Origin of the sequence: Shewanella sp. Iso12 (assembly GCF_012030025.1) — a bacterium.
GTDB lineage: Bacteria > Pseudomonadota > Gammaproteobacteria > Enterobacterales > Shewanellaceae > Shewanella > Shewanella algae.
The window spans coordinates 581,312-595,420 of record NZ_JAAUHW010000001.1; the positions used below are offsets into that span (position 1 = coordinate 581,312).

Here is a 14,109-nt window from a genome sequence, read left to right on the forward strand (position 1 = left end):
AGCCTTTTAGGCTTCCGTCTTCATCAGCAGTCCTGCTACTTCTGAAAGTTTAGCAGCCAGCTCCAAAGCTTCCTCGCTGGGGATCTGTCTTATCACATCCCCTGAGTCTACATCCATCACGCTGACAACGTGAGTACCGGATGTTTCGTCCACTTTGAATGCCAGTCCCTTGCGCATCATAGACATGGTATTGGAGAGTTCTTCCGCCACCTGCTGCAGCTGCTCGGGATCTTGCTGCGCCTCCTTGTTCTGCTCCGCCTCATCGACCGGCTTGAGCAAGGCTGTCGCCTCGGTTTCCGCGTTCTTGGGGGCAGCTTCTTTCAACTGTCCCGGCTTCACTTCTGTCCTCACTGGGACAGCATTGGATAAGGTAGTAACTTCCATCGCCTATTCTCCACTCAGTTGACCTAACTGCCTTCAATATCTTCCTTCCATGAATGCAGCAAAGGGAGATCCGTTGCCGAACCTCCCTTTTACTGACGCGATAGCTAACCTGAAAGATTACAGCAGTGACAGTGCAATCTGTGGCAGCTGGTTAGCTTGGGCCAGCATGGCCGAACCTGTCTGTTGCAGCACCTGGCTCTTGGTCATGGCAGAGGTTTCTTTGGCGAAATCCACGTCCACGATACGGCTCTTGGCGTCGGCAACGTTGGCCTGAGTGTTGGCGCTGTTGCTGATGTTGTGTGCCAGACGGTTCTGGATGGCACCCAACTCGGCGCGTTGTGAGTCGATGTTCTTGATAGCGGCATCGATCTTACCGATAGCTGAGTCACGACCAGCAGAAGTCAGTACAGTCAGAGAGTTAACAGAGAGAGTACCAGCGTTGGTGGTCTTCACTTTAACTGTTACATCTTCGCCATCCTGGTGACCTACCTGGAACTTTTTACCGGCAGAGAAGCTACCTGTCATCAGCTTGGTGTTACCAAAGGCGGTAGTGTTACCGATAGCTGTGATTTCAGTTGCCAGCGCATCCATTTCGTCTTTCAGCGCCTGCAAGTCAGCAGTACTGTTGGCACCGTTTTCAGACTGGATGGCCAGGTCACGCATACGTTGCAGCATGTTGGTCTGCTCCTGCATCGCACCTTCAGAAATCTGGGCGATGGAGATAGCGTCGTTGGCGTTACGCATGCCGACTTCAAGACCTTGCACCTGGCTATTCAGGCGGTTAGAAATCGCCAGACCTGCAGCATCATCTTTAGCACTGTTGATACGCAGACCACTTGACAGACGCTCCATTGAAGTAGCCAGGCTACCGTTGGAGATGTTCAGGTTTTTCTGAGCTTTCAGTGATGTTACGTTGGTGTTTACTGTAATAGCCATAATGATTTCCTCTTTACCTGGCTTGGAAAACTAGCCTGTCTTCGTTCGAGCCAGGCGGGTCTTACTGGTTACAGTATCTTTAACGGCACCCCTGTTTTGATCTTTAGTCATTTTTTTCAAAAAATCATCAATTCTTCTTAACTCAATGATTGTTTGAGAAAAATAATATCGCCAGTGGTGATGAAACCACTGACGATATTGCCCTTTCCACTCGATTAGCCAAGCAGAGAAAGCGCGACCTGTGGCAATTGGTTGGCCTGTGCCAGCATGGCGGAACCCGTTTGCTGCAGTACCTGGTTCTTGGTCATGGCCGAAGTTTCCTTGGCAAAGTCCACATCCACGATACGGCTCTTGGCATCGGCAACGTTGGCCTGAGTGTTGGCACTGTTGCTGATATTGTGGGCCAGACGGTTTTGCACCGCACCCAATTCAGCACGCTGGGTATCTATGTTCTTGATGGCAGCGTCAATCTTGCCAATGGCAGAGTCACGACCGGCAGAAGTCAGCACCGTCAGCGCATTTACCGACATTGATGCGGCATTATTGGTTTTGACCGTCACTGTCACGTCTTCACCGTCTTGGTGACCGACCTGGAACAGCTTGCCACCGGAGAACTCACCAGTCATCAGCTTGGTGTTACCAAAGGCTGTGCTGTTACCGATAGCGGTGATCTCATCACGCAGCTGATCCATTTCATCTTTCAGCGCCTGCAGATCGGCGGTGCTGTTGGCACCGTTTTCAGACTGGATGGCCAGGTCACGCATACGTTGTAGCATATTGGTCTGCTCTTGCATCGCGCCTTCGGCAATCTGGGCGATGGAAATCGCGTCGTTGGCGTTACGCATGCCCACTTCCAAGCCGCGAACCTGAGAGTTCAACCGGTTGGAGATAGCCAGACCCGCGGCATCATCCTTGGCGCTGTTGATCCTAAGACCACTGGACAGGCGTTCCATAGAAGTCGCCAGGTTACCACTGGATATGTTCAGGTTCTTCTGTGCCTTCATCGAGGTCACGTTAGTATTAACGGTAATAGCCATGTTGAGTTCCTCTTCCTAGTTTTAGCGCCAAGACTCGGAGCTTGGCTAAATTTGTTAACAATTTATCTGACAGACGGGTAGGTCTTTGCTTTCTGTTAAATAAAGTCAAACAGGGAAACAGAACCCACTCTGCTGAACACATTTGAAACGGCGTTCAACGCCAGCTGCTGTTTTTGAAACTCGGTTATCGCCGAGGCGTAATCGAGATCTTCCAGCAGTGACAATGCCGACTTATTCACCAGCTCTTCCTCTGTATGATTGGAGCTGTAGCTTTCGAGGCTTTTGAGATTATTCCCGGCCCCCCCTCTGGCCACACTGAGCTGATTCAAGCCGCTATCAACGTTATTCAATAACTGTGCCAACTCAGCTTTTCCTTCCGGGGTATTGACCCGGTTGGGATCCTCCAGCAGATCGATTGCCTGCTGAATGGTATCGAAAATAGGTACCTCGGCATCGGGCTCCATGGTGAAGGAATCCCCGCCAGCCGGCGTGCCGTCCAGCTTCACCTCAATGCCATTGAAACTCACGGGATTACTGGCATCGAAGTTGGCCACATTAGCCACCGCAGTGCCGCCCGAGTCCAACACTTCCAAATCAACCCCACCAGCACCATTGTCGGTAAAGTTAAAGGTGTAGGTATCGGCCACATGGGCCGCGGGGTTATCTATCTTGGCGCTGAGCACCCTGAAGTCCCCGGTTTGAGAGGCCAAATAATTGACGCCATAGTCACCCAAACCATTGGGCACCTTCATAAAGGCCGAGTCCCCCGGGATGTTGGTGCCCATGGCAACCCCTTGAGCCACCAAGGCGTCACGAACGCCGCTGTCACCGCTGTAAACCATGTTGCCGCCGGCATCAAAGGCAAAGGGTTGATTGTCTGTGCTGAATCCGGAGAACAGATAGTTGCCTGACTCATCCTGGGTATTGGCAATACTCAAGAGTTCATCCAGACTGCCGCGCAATTCATCGGCAATCATTTGCCGCTCTGACGGTGCCAGGGTGCCATTTACTGCACGCAACATTTGCTCTCGAATGCTGGTAACCAGAGTTTCGGCACTGCCGAGCTTGCTTTCCGCCATCGACAAATGATTCTTGCTGTAGTCCACATTCTTGAGATACTGCTGCACCAGCGCGTTTTGCTGATAGAGATTGTCTATGCCGATAGCCGCCACAGGATCGTCACCGGCAGTGTTGACCTTTTTACCGCTGGAGAGCTGCTCGAGGATCCTGTTGGTATCCGTTTGCTTCTGCAGAATGCTGTTTAAGTTCTGCTGGTACATCTGTGAAGTTGAAATACGCATCTCTCAAGCTCCTATCGAACCGAACTGAACAAAGTGTCGAACAGGGTATTGGCCGTGGTCATGATCCGTGCCGATGCCTGATAGGCCTGCTGGAACTGCATCAAGTTGGCCGCCTCTTCGTCCAGATTAACCCCGGATTCCGACTGCACCCTGGCATAGGCCTGGTTGTAAATGGCCTCCGCCGAACCGGCCCTCACCTGGGCGGATTTGGTTTGGCTGCCAATATCCAGCTTGGTCTTTTCAAACACATCTCCCAGGGTCGACTTGCCATTGTTCATTATCTTGCTGTCACTGAGCTTGGCCATGGCCACGGCATTGGTGTTGTCACCCGGCGCAAAGCTGAGATCGAAAGTGAAACTCTCACTGCCGCCACTGCTGCCATCGACTTCGAAGGTAAAGCCAAAGGCGCTGATCTGCGGCGGAGTGCCCGCAGCCGTCCCGGTTGCCAAAGAAGCGCCGTTGACATCAAAGACTTCATAGGTAGGCGGATTGACACTGGTATCCAGGGTGAATGTCAGCTCACTGTCAGTCACGGGGAAGTTAGCCGCGCTTCTGTCATCTATGCTGACCAACTTCACTGAAGTGCTGCCTGAATTACCTGTCCCGGCGGTGATTTTCGGCGCCGCAGCGGCAATCCCCTTGGGATCTGACATCACTACACCTATGTTGGCTGCCGCATTCGCCGTTGGCCGTATTTCAAACCTGTCACCGGCGGCCATGGCACCGGCGTCGATATTGATACTGAAACCGTTGGCGCCTTCCAAAGTGTTGCCGTTGAGCGTCAAGTTGGTCACGGCTCCCGTCTTCATATCCTTGAGTTCATAAGTACCGGCGCTGGTATAGTTCAGCTCATAACTGCTGCCGGACAGGGCGCCGACATCATCGATATTAACGCTCAAGGAAGCTGTGCCCGGATTACCCGAATAGGCGCCGACACGGCCGGCGGCAATCACAGGGTCATTGATATCGGTAAAAATAGGTTGTCCCAGCTCGCCATTGAGATCGAAGCCCTGGGACTGCATCTCGTTAAAGGCATCGGCAATCCCCAGCGCCAACTGCCCCAGCTCATGGCTGGCGGGCATCAGGGTGTTGTCACGAAAATCAAATAAGGCGCCCAGTTGACCACCGAGCTTGGCGGGGTCTGCCTTTAATTCACTGCCACCAAGGCTATAGGTCAGCTCAGGCTCATTAGGGAAGGGGTCACCTGTGGTCACGCCCATGGTCATGGCCACTTCACCGGATACCAGCATAAAGGAGCTGCCCAGCATGATGGAGCGGGCACCGTTTTCCAGCGGGATCACATTGACTTCGGCATATTGGCTCAATTCCTGGATCAGGGCATCTTGCTTATCCAGCAGCTGCGCATCGTTACCCGGCGTCTTCATCAGTTCAAGATTGATCTGCGCCATCTCTTTACTGATCTCATTGATCCTGGTGGTAATGCTTTCAATCTGATCATTGGTTTGCTGCACCTGACCACTCAGATGGCTCTGCATCTGATTGAGATTCTGCGCCAGTTGTGAGGCCGAGTTGAGCACAGAGCCGCGGATCCCCAGATCAGAGGGCAGGTCAGCCAGGCTGTTGAGGCCGGAGAAAAAGTCATTCAATGAGGCTGGCACCGCCTTGCCTATCTGGGAAAACAGCTGATCCAGCTCGCTGAGCTTGGTGTAGCTGGCCTCGGCGGCACTGAGCCCTGTTTGGCCGATACGCAGCTCTCTGGCGGCATAATCGTTGTAAATACGCTTAACTTCCTGCACATAGGTACCTGTGCCATAGAAGTTATTGCCAAGACGCATTGAGGTGGAGGTGCCCTGAATTGCCACCTGGCGGTGATAGCCTTCGGTATTGACGTTGGCAATATTGTTACTGGTCACCCCCAATTGTGATTGGGCGGCCAGGATCCCGCTGCGGGCTATACTGAACAGATCCATAGACATGGGTTATCGCTCCTGCACCTTTACTGGCCCGGCTTTGAGCCGAACTCCTGCAACAATTGGCCAAAATCGGCCTTGATGGTATCCAGCACTTTCATCACCTTGTTGGCATATTGAGGATCCGTGGCGTATCCCGCCTCGGCCAGTGCCTTGATAAATTCGCCGGGATTGGCGGCCATCTTGCGCGCCTGGCTATAACGATCGTTGTCGGAAATAAAGCTGACAAAGTCGTTAAAGCTCTGCTCAAAACTGTCATACACCCGGAAGTCCGCCTTTTGCCGCACAGCTGTTCCCTGCTCATATTCCAGGGTCGACACTGCCGCTTTCTCGCCCTGCCAACGCCTGTCGGCCTTGATGTTGAACAGGTTGTTGCTGGACTCGCCTTTATGGCCACGGACCATTTTCTGGCCCCAGCCGGTTTCCAGAGCCGATTGCGCCAGCAGCACTTCGGGTTGAGTCCCCAAAGCATCGGCAGCGGCCTTGGCATGGGGATAAAGCTGTCTGACAAACTCTTCCTGGCTGCCAATTGCCGGCCGCGCCTGCCGCCATGATGGCAATACTTTGCCGCTCAATACCTGCTGCAGGCTGTCATTGCTTGGCAGCGCGGAGGCTTTGGCCGCTGCTGCTTCAACACCGGATATCTTCTCCATTTGGCCGCCGTTTAAGGCCGCGACACTGCGGTTATCGACATCACCGCGGAGCACTGAGGCCGGGGTAATGTCGGAGTTTTCAGGTGACAACTGCTGCACCATGAGATCCGCCAGCCCCAACATGCCTTTGGAGGACAGCTCCACCGACATCTGCTGATCGTGCATCTGCTCGTAGAACTTGGTGTACTGGCTGTTCATCGGGCTGTCGGATTCAAATATCGCATTGGCATCACGCATGCTTTTCATCAACATCTGCACAAAGATGCCTTCAAACTGCTGCGCGACTTCTTTAAGCGCCGCCTTTTGATCCTGCTGCGCCTGGGCTCTGAGCTTGTCCAGCCCACCGAGATCCAGAAATTGCGAAGCATCAGCCATTTTGTTCATAGTCGATAAACCAATGTGCCATTAATCAGATGATGATGAGTTCACCATGCAAAGCCCCTGCCATCTTTAAGGCTTCGAGGATGGCCAACACATCCGATGGTGCCGCGCCGACCATATTCACCGCCCGCACCAACTCATCGAGGGAAGTGCCCGGGTTGAACATAAACATACGTCTATTGTCCTGAGCCACATCTATGGTGCTGTTGCTGGTCACCGCAGTCTGGCCACCGGCCAGGGCGTTGGGCTGAGAAACCTGAGTCGCTTCGGCAATGGTGACGGTAAGGCCGCCATGGGTCACTGCCGCCGGCAGGAGTTTTACGTCCTTGCCGACCACTATGGTGCCGGTGCGGGAGTTGACTATCACCTTGGCCGACTCATCAGCAGGCTCAACCTGAATATTTTCCAGGGTGGCCAGGAAAGATACCCGCTGCGACACATCTCTGGGGGCACTGACCTGAATGGAAGATGCATCGAGCGCCCGTGCCATACCCGGGCCGAGTAAGCCATTAATGGCATCGGCGGTGCGCTTGGCGGTGGAGAAGTCGGCTCTGTGCAGGTTAAAAGTCAGGTGATCGCCATTACCAAAGGGGCTGGCCACTTCACGCTCGACTATGCCGCCGTTGGGAATACGGCCCACGGTTGGCGTGTTCTGGATAACCTTGGAGCCATCAAGCCCCTCGGCACTGAAACCGCTGACCACCAGACTGCCCTGGGCGATGGCGTAAACATTGCCGTCCACCCCTTTAAGGAAAGTCTGCAGCAAAGTACCGCCGCGCAGGCTCTTGGCTTCACCCAGGCTCGATACCGTCACATCCAGGGTTTGTCCCGGCTTGATAAAGGGTGGCATATCGGCATGCACTGCCACCACGGCAATATTCTTGATCTTGGGCCTGAAGTTATCCGGCAAATTGATGCCGAAATTCTTCAACATGGTCTTGAAGGTCTGCTCCGTGTAACGGGTCTTCTCCCCGGTGCCCGGCAAACCGACCACCAGACCGTAGCCTATCAACTGGTTATCCCTGACCCCTTGGATATCGGCGATATCCTTGATGCGCTCGGCCTGTCCAGGCAGGGAAACCAGCAAACAGGCAAGTGCCATGATTAATTTGATTTTCATGAGCTTATCCTCAGAAAGGCCACCAGTCAGAGAGGAAGAACTGGCTCAGCCAGCCCACCTTTTGCGAATCGGCAAAGGTGCCGGTACCGCTGTATTGAATACGGGCATTGGCGACTTTGGGCGAATCTATGGTGTTCTCGGGAGTAATATCCTGCGGTCGAATAATGCCGGTTACCCGGATAAACTCGTCGCCATTATTGATGGTGATCCACTTTTCACCGCGAATAACCAGGTTGCCATTGCCCAGCACCTGCATCACATTGGCCGAGATCTGCCCGGAGAGACTGTTGCTCTGATCGGCATCGGCCTCACGATTGGTATCCATGCTGTCGCCGTAACGGAAATCCAGCGGATTGCCCTTGATGGTGACATTGCTGCCGCCCATATAGAGCGGGTTCACCGACATGTCCGAGCCTTTCTTGATCTTGTTACCGACGCTTTTCTTCGCCTGGGTCGACTCCACCAGCACCACAGTGATGATGTCCCCTACCCTGTGCGCCCGCAGATCCGAGTAAAGCGAAGACGCCTGGCTATCCTGATAAATAGAGCCGGTCGGCGCTATCCGGGTCGGCGGTGCTTCGGGATACACAGGCGCATAATAGGGATCATCGGCTATGGGTTTATTCTGGGTAGCAGTGCAAGCCCCCAGAAACAAAGCCGGAATGATAAGGAACAAGGGTTTCATCACATCACCTCATCACAGATTCTGGTTCACGTAGGCCAGCATCTGGTCTACGGCCGAAATGACTTTGGAGTTCATTTCGTAGATCCGCTGACTCTCAATCAGGTTAACCAGCTCTTCGGTCACGTTAACGTTGGAGGTTTCCAGCGAGCCCTGACGAATGGAGCCCAAACCGTCAAGCGAAGCCGTGCCCTGAATTGGGGTACCGCTGGCGCCCGTCTCCAGATAGAGGTTTTGCCCTATGGGATCCAGGCCGGACGGATTGATGAAATCAGAGATGGTCAGCTGGCCCACCACCTGGTTTTCGGCGGCACCCGGGGTTTTAACCGACACTTCACCTTCGGCGGAAACGGTAATACTGGTGGCATCGTCCGGAATGGTAATGGCAGGCTGCAGCACATAGCCGGCGCCGGATGTCACTATCTGGCCGGTATCATCCAGAGTGAACTGGCCGTTGCGAGTGTAGGCAGTGGTGCCGTCCGGCAGCTGGATTTCAAAGAATCCCGGGCCTTCAATCATCATGTCCAGCGCGTTATCTGTGGTTTGCAGATTCCCCTGGGAGAAAATCTTCTGGGTGGCCACTACCTTGGTACCTGCGCCCAGGTTAAGGCCATTGGGCAGCTTGGTGTTGGAAGCACTGATACCACCGGCCTGATTGACCGTCTGGTACAGTAAGTCTTCAAATATCGCCCGGCCCTTTTTGTAGCCTATGGTGCTGGCATTAGCGACGTTATTTGAAATCACCGAGATGTCTGTTTGCTGGGCATCTAGCCCAGTCTTACTTATCCATAACGCGGGATGCATATCAATTACTCCTAGCTAATGCGCATCAATGAAGCGGACGACTTGTCGTTCTCTTCTGCGGTTTTCATCATTTTTACCTGCAGCTCAAACTGACGTTGCAGCTCAATCAGGTTGACCATTTCATCCACGGCATTGACATTGCTGCCTTCCACAGCGCCGCTTTCCACATTCACAAAGGGATCGGCGGCGGCCGGATTGCCGTCCAGAGTGCGGAACAAGCCATCTTCACCGCGCATCAGGTTCTGATTGCCCGGGTTGACCAGCTTGATGCGGCCCACCTCTTCAATCACCTCGGCGGTTGCGCCCTGGGGACGAATGGAGATGGTGCCGTCGGTGGCAATCTGGATTTTGTCTATCGGCAACGGCAGCACTATCGGGCCGTTATCGCCCATTACCGGGTTGCCCCTGTCGTTACGCAGTAAACCTGTGGTGTCAAAACTCAGACTGCCGGAGCGGGTGTAGGCCTCGCTGCCATCGGCTGCCTGCACCGCAATCCAGCCTTGATCTTTGATGGCTATGTCCAGATCCCGCCCGGTCGATTTGATAGGGCCGGACTGAAAGTTAGCCGAGGGCGACTCTGTCATGGCAAACACCCGGGTCGGCAATCCTTCACCGAAGGCTTGCATCGCACGGGCCTGAGCCATGTCTGACTTGAAACCATCTGTGTTGGCATTGGCCAGGTTGTTACCCCGAACCGCCAGCGCATTCATGTTTTGTTTGGCGCCAGTCATGGCGACATAGAGAAGTTTGTCCACCTGCTGCTCCGTCAATCTTTTTACCTATCCAGGTAAAAGCAAACATCGTGCCAATAAAATGAGCAATCGAGCGCAGTGACAACAGAAGAACTTCAGTAACTTGGGAGTATGTACGGGGAGAAGCGGCAAGACATTGCCGTAGCGGCAATGTCTTGCGCAGGAAGGATTAGCGGATCTGCAGTACTGTCTGCTGCAGTGTGTTGTTTACTTCCAGAGTACGGGAGTTGGCCTGGAAGTTACGCTGAGCCGAAATCAGGTCCACCAGTTCAGTGGTCAGGTCGACGTTGGCCTGTTCCAGCGTTGAGGAACGGATACTGCCGAACACGCCACTGTTGGCCTCACCGGCCAGCGCTGCACCTGAATCCAGGCTCGCTTTCCAGGAGGTGTTACCTACCTGGCTCAGACCCTGTTCATTGGAGAAACGCGCCAGTGCCACCCGCGCCAAGGGCACGGTCGAGCCATTGCTGTACTTGGCTGAGATCAACCCGTCTGTACCCACTTCCACATTGGTCAGACGACCCACAGTCACCCCATCCTGCGTCAATTCAGTGGCGTTAAACTTTTCCGAGAACTGGGTCGGGTTGTTGAAGTCTATGGTTATTGTCTGGGTTCCGTCCGCCGCGGGGCCGAGAACATTGGCACCGCCAACACCCAACTGCTCTGTGGTGATCACCGCCGGATCTGAACCTATATAACCGCCGACATCGTTGAACTTGAGCACGGCGCCAGTCCAGCCACCAGCAGTTTGCGCTGTGCCTGTACCATCCGGGTTACCGTCACCATCAGTATCTGTCTGGTAGCTGCCAGCGGCGCCGCCCAGATTGACCGGCTTGTCGTCGATAGCATAATAAGCCACCCAGTTACTCTCGCCCGTGTAGGCACCATTGTCCGGACGCACAAAATAGGTGGTCAAGGTGTGGGAGTTACCCAGGGAGTCATAAATGGTCACTGCGGTTGAGTTGTTGAAAGTGTCTGACTTGGATGGGTCAAACAGCGCCGGATCTTTGGTGGCCTGGGTGGAATCCAGGTTCATGCTGATGCCGACATTATTGGTCTTCTGCGGGCTACCGGCAGTATCCGGGATCTGCACCGGCTTGGTAGTGGTCAAACTCACAGAGGTGGAGTTGCCGTCTTTATCGACGGGGAAGCTCTGCAGGAAGTTACCTGCGGCATCGACCAGGAAACCGTTTTCATCACGCTTGAAGGCACCGGCGCGGGTGAAAGAGTAATCCTGACTGCCCACATTGGGAGAGGTCACGAAGAAACCGCCACCGTTGATCGCCAAATCCAACGCATTGTTGGTGGAGTTCAGGTTACCCTGGTGGAACTGCTGCGCCACCTGAGTGGTGGTCACACCGCCGCCCACTGTAGTTCTGCCGTTGGAGAAAATCGAGCTGGCGTAAACATCGGCAAACTCGGCCCGGGATTCTTTAAAGCCGACGGTATTGACGTTGGCAATATTGTTGGCTGTGGTATTGAGATCTTTCTGCGCCGCAGCAATCCCACTCAGAGCAATGTTAAAAGACATAATTCACCTCATGATTTTCAGATACTGTCCGGCGCAGCCGGGGCAGAAACAGAATTAAACTTCGGAAACAGCCAGCACGTCGGCCAGTCTGATCCCGCCAATACCTCTTAGGTTCAACACGGCGCCACTGGCCGAGTTGAGCGATACACTGGTCACGTGGGCATAGGCACTGACAATAAGATCCTGGGACTTGCCATCGACAACCCCGCTGGCCTTCATGGTGTAGATACCGGCCTCAACGGGTTTACCGTCCTTATCCAAGCCGTCCCATTCCACGTCTATGTTGCCGCCGGCACTGCCATCCACATCAAAGGTCTTGATTACCTGGCCGGCTTCATCCTCAACAGTCACCTTGATGGAAGGCATTTTCTCTGGCGATGTGATCACCCCTTTGAGGGTCGGGTCTTCCTCGGAAACATAGCCGGTGCCCGCCGGGATCAACACTTTCTGCCCCACCAGGCCAGATGCCTGTAATGCCTGACTCGAGGTCATTACCGTGTTGAGGTTCACTATCTCCTCGTTGAGCTTGGAGATACCATCCACGGTAGAAAACGACGCCATCTGGGCAATCATCTGGTCGTTGTCCACAGGCTTGAAAGGATCCTGCATCGACAACTGCCTACTCAGCAGCGAGAAGAAATCTTCCTGGGTAAGCTGCTGATTGTTGCTCTTCTTGGTCTCCGAATCCCCTTTGACGCTTATGCTGTCGAGGAAGGGGTTAACTGAACTTACACTCATGGGCTATGTCTCCCTTTATTTGCCCATTCTCAGGGTCTGCTGCAGCATGGACTTGGCTGCATCGGCCACCTGGACGTTCATCTGGTAGGAGCGGGAGGCGGAAATCATATCGGCCATCTCTTCCACTACATTGACATTGGGTTTGTAGATAAAACCATCGGCATCGGCCATGGGATGATCCGGCGAATACTCTTTCAACAAGGGTTTATCGCTTTCCACTATGCCCTTGACCTTTACCGCAGCGCCTTGCTGCTGTTGACCATTGGCCTTGGCCAGCTCGGCCTCAAAAATGGGATGCCGCGCCTTGTAGGTCTTATCGATACTGGAAGAGACGGAATCTGCGTTGGCTATGTTACTGGCGGTGGTGTTCAAGCGCACAGACTGCGCCGACATTCCCGACCCCGCAACATTGAAGATATTGTACAAGCTCATGATTAATCTCCTTTCAATGCCTTTTTCATCCCGGCGAACTTACCGTCGAGGAACCCAAGCGACATCTGATATTCAAGCGCATTTTGCATAAAGGCCTGCTGCTCTTTTTGCATATCGACAGTATTGCCGTCACCCGTGTCCGGCTGATCCGGTACCCGATACTGCACATGCTGGGCTGTCAGCGCCTTGAGGTCGAAATGCTTTTCAGAAGTTGCCGCCATGCTCATCCCCTGTTGCCGCCCTTTTGCCGCCTGCAACGCCGAGGAAAAATCAACATCCCGAGCCTTATAATGTGGGGTATCGGCATTGGCTATATTGCTGGCAAGCACTTCGGCACGCTGGGCGCGAATGCCCAGAGTGTATTGATGTATGCCAAGGGCCTTATCGAAACTGATCGCCATAAAACCGCCTCCTCCAATGACTCGACAAAAACAAAGCAAGCTTTGTGCCAGATATAGAGTGGAGGATAACAGATAAGAAGATGATGGCCGTTGGGGTGAAAGGTAAAACAGAAAAGGCCCGTCCAAGTTGACGAGCCTTTCAAATTATTTAATTAAAAATCAAATGATTATGTGTTAATTTTTCTTTTGATAATAGATGCCTGGGTTACAGCGCACCATGTCGAATTCATCGGTCAACCCGGCAATCGATTCACTGGCGCCCAAAAACAGTATCCCCTTGGGATTAAGGGCGGCAGCAAATTGCCGCAGTATTTTTGCCTTTGCCTCCGGCGCAAAATAGATAAGCACGTTGCGGCAAAAGATGATGTCGAACTTGCCAAGCAAGGTGTAGCTTTCAAGCAGGTTGTGGGCCCGAAAACTCACCAAACGGCGCACATTGTCTTTAACCCGCATATTGCCGTTGGGCAGGGCTTCAAAAAACTGACGCTTGCGCTCTTCAGACAGGCCGCGGGCCAACGCCAGCTTATCGTATTCGGCGTTTTTACAACGCTCCAGCATGGACGGCGACAAATCTGTGGCCTGAATCATGGCGCCACCCGGCAAAGCACCCGGCTTACGCTGCTGATATTCAAGCACAGTCATCGCCAGTGAATAGGGTTCCTGGCCGGATGAACAGGCTGCCGACCAAATCTTCAACGGCCGCCCCAGCTTGGCATAACCGGGCAACAATGTATTGCCGAGCAGGTCAAAAGGATACTTGTCCCGAAACCAGAGGGTTTCGTTGGTGGTCATGGCATCGACGACTTCAGCGCGTAACTGACGCTCGGTGGGCCGCATCGACTGCTTAACTACGTCCGACAGGGATGGCAAGCCATATTTCCCCATCAAAGGCGCCAAACGGCTGCGAACCAAATACTGTTTGTTCTCACCCAATACAATGCCACTGTGCTGTTCAAGAAACAGCCTGAATTGATTGTACTCAGTTTCTGCGAGAGATTTATCTGGCACCTTAGTGTCCTAACTATC

The 14,109-nt window shown here is 53.6% G+C and carries 15 protein-coding genes; all 15 read right to left on the minus strand.

All coding sequences use genetic code 11. The features are described 5' to 3' along the window. Nucleotides 1-6: 6 nt before the first annotated feature. The 15 genes from HCX89_RS02575 to HCX89_RS02645 all read right to left on the minus strand — a co-directional run bounded on the left by HCX89_RS02575 (nt 7) and on the right by HCX89_RS02645 (nt 14,091). The gene (locus HCX89_RS02575) at nt 7-384 is read right to left on the minus strand and encodes a flagellar protein FlaG (RefSeq protein ID WP_025011056.1); all 378 of its coding nucleotides are present in this window, start codon (nt 382-384) and stop codon (nt 7-9) included. Between the two features lie 117 nt (nt 385-501). Continuing rightward, entirely contained in the window at nt 502-1,320 is an 819-nt protein-coding gene (locus tag HCX89_RS02580) for a flagellin (RefSeq protein WP_025011055.1), read from the minus strand. A gap of 215 nt (nt 1,321-1,535) precedes the next feature. Beyond that, a complete protein-coding gene (locus HCX89_RS02585) occupies nt 1,536-2,357 on the minus strand; it encodes a flagellin (RefSeq protein WP_025011054.1) in 822 nt (273 codons plus the stop codon). Nucleotides 2,358-2,452: 95 nt separating this feature from the next. Continuing rightward, on the minus strand, nt 2,453-3,658 hold the full coding sequence (gene flgL / locus HCX89_RS02590; protein ID WP_167714953.1) for a flagellar hook-associated protein FlgL: 1,206 nt from the start codon (nt 3,656-3,658) through the stop codon (nt 2,453-2,455). Between the two features lie 11 nt (nt 3,659-3,669). After that, nucleotides 3,670-5,595 carry a flagellar hook-associated protein FlgK gene (gene flgK / locus HCX89_RS02595; RefSeq protein WP_044734076.1) on the minus strand — a complete coding sequence of 642 codons (1,926 nt, stop codon included), beginning with the start codon at nt 5,593-5,595 and terminating at the stop codon, nt 3,670-3,672. Nucleotides 5,596-5,615: 20 nt separating this feature from the next. Then, nucleotides 5,616-6,626 carry a flagellar assembly peptidoglycan hydrolase FlgJ gene (gene flgJ, locus HCX89_RS02600; RefSeq protein WP_123116004.1) on the minus strand — a complete coding sequence of 337 codons (1,011 nt, stop codon included), beginning with the start codon at nt 6,624-6,626 and terminating at the stop codon, nt 5,616-5,618. 25 nt (nt 6,627-6,651) lie between these two features. Continuing rightward, entirely contained in the window at nt 6,652-7,743 is a 1,092-nt protein-coding gene (locus HCX89_RS02605; protein WP_025011052.1) for a flagellar basal body P-ring protein FlgI, read from the minus strand. A gap of 10 nt (nt 7,744-7,753) precedes the next feature. Next, a complete protein-coding gene (gene flgH, locus HCX89_RS02610; protein ID WP_025011051.1) occupies nt 7,754-8,428 on the minus strand; it encodes a flagellar basal body L-ring protein FlgH in 675 nt (224 codons plus the stop codon). A 12-nt stretch (nt 8,429-8,440) separates the two neighbouring features. Next, on the minus strand, nt 8,441-9,229 hold the full coding sequence (gene flgG / locus HCX89_RS02615; protein WP_025011050.1) for a flagellar basal-body rod protein FlgG: 789 nt from the start codon (nt 9,227-9,229) through the stop codon (nt 8,441-8,443). A gap of 11 nt (nt 9,230-9,240) precedes the next feature. Then, entirely contained in the window at nt 9,241-9,984 is a 744-nt protein-coding gene (gene flgF, locus HCX89_RS02620; protein WP_028779120.1) for a flagellar basal-body rod protein FlgF, read from the minus strand. A 166-nt stretch (nt 9,985-10,150) separates the two neighbouring features. Continuing rightward, on the minus strand, nt 10,151-11,512 hold the full coding sequence (gene flgE / locus HCX89_RS02625; RefSeq protein ID WP_028779119.1) for a flagellar hook protein FlgE: 1,362 nt from the start codon (nt 11,510-11,512) through the stop codon (nt 10,151-10,153). A gap of 54 nt (nt 11,513-11,566) precedes the next feature. Beyond that, the gene (gene flgD, locus HCX89_RS02630; RefSeq protein WP_025011048.1) at nt 11,567-12,250 is read right to left on the minus strand and encodes a flagellar hook assembly protein FlgD; all 684 of its coding nucleotides are present in this window, start codon (nt 12,248-12,250) and stop codon (nt 11,567-11,569) included. A gap of 15 nt (nt 12,251-12,265) precedes the next feature. Continuing rightward, nucleotides 12,266-12,682, minus strand: coding sequence for a flagellar basal body rod protein FlgC (gene flgC / locus HCX89_RS02635; protein ID WP_025011047.1), 417 nt, complete (start codon nt 12,680-12,682; stop codon nt 12,266-12,268). A 2-nt stretch (nt 12,683-12,684) separates the two neighbouring features. Continuing rightward, nucleotides 12,685-13,083, minus strand: a complete 399-nt coding sequence (flgB, locus tag HCX89_RS02640; RefSeq protein WP_025011046.1) for a flagellar basal body rod protein FlgB — start codon at nt 13,081-13,083, stop codon at nt 12,685-12,687. A 174-nt stretch (nt 13,084-13,257) separates the two neighbouring features. Continuing rightward, nucleotides 13,258-14,091 (minus strand): protein-glutamate O-methyltransferase CheR, encoded by an 834-nt coding sequence (locus tag HCX89_RS02645; RefSeq protein ID WP_025889999.1) that lies wholly within the window; start codon nt 14,089-14,091, stop codon nt 13,258-13,260. Between the last annotated feature and the right edge of the window lie 18 nt (nt 14,092-14,109).